1 protein-coding gene is annotated in these 853 nt (G+C 68.7%); it reads right to left on the minus strand.

Annotated features, from left to right (window positions below; all coding sequences use genetic code 11):
* Positions 1–853: hypothetical protein (locus tag SM757_RS34950; protein WP_322468860.1), on the minus strand; the 853-nt coding region annotated here is incomplete at both ends.

Genomic DNA, 853 nt, shown 5'->3' on the forward strand with positions numbered 1-853 from the left:
GTTGGCCAGCTCGAATGCCGTGGTGCCCGCGGCACCCGAGCGCAGGCCGAAGCTGGCGTTGCTCAGGCGCAGCGAAGCGGACGTACCGGCGCTCAGCGCGGCCGTCACGTTGGAGCCCACGGCCACGATGTCCGTGCCCGTCTTGGCGAAGCCCAGGTCACCCGACAGCGACACGAAGTTGGCGATGTCGGCGCTGAAGCCCTTGAGGCTGAACGCCACCGTATTCGCGGCGATGGCTTGGCTGAACGTGTAGCTCTGGCTGCCGACACTGACCTTGGTGCCAGCCGTCACGGCACCGGCGGTGCCGGTGTACTGCACGGCCACCGAGGTGGCCTTGAGGTTGCCCAGGCCATCGACAGTAGCTGTCAGCGTCCCGTTGACCAGTTCGAACGCCGTAGTACCGGCCGCGCCCGAGCGCAGACCGAAGCTGGCGTTGCTCAGGCGCAGCGACGCGGACGTACCTGCGCTCAGCGCAGCCGTCACGTTAGAGCCCACGGCCACGATGTCCGTGCCGGTCTTGGCAAAGCCCAGGTCACCGGACAGGGACACGAAGTTGGCGATATCCGCCGAGAAGCCCTTGAGCGTGAACGCCACCGTGTTGGCGGCAATGGCCTGGCTGAACGTGTAGCTCTGGCTGCCGACGCTCACCTTGGAGCCAGCCGTCACGGCACCGGCGGTGCCGGTGTACTGCACGGCCACCGAGGTGGCCTTGAGGTTGCCCAGGCCGTCGACGCTAGCCGTCAGCGTGCCGTTGGCCAGCTCGAATGCCGTGGTGCCGGCCGCGCCGGAACGCAGGCCGAAGCTGGCGTTGCTCAGCCGCAGCGACGCGGACGTGCCCGCGCTCAGCGCGGCC

Source organism: Azohydromonas lata, from assembly GCF_034427735.1.
Classification (GTDB): Bacteria; Pseudomonadota; Gammaproteobacteria; order Burkholderiales; family Burkholderiaceae_C; genus Azohydromonas; species Azohydromonas lata.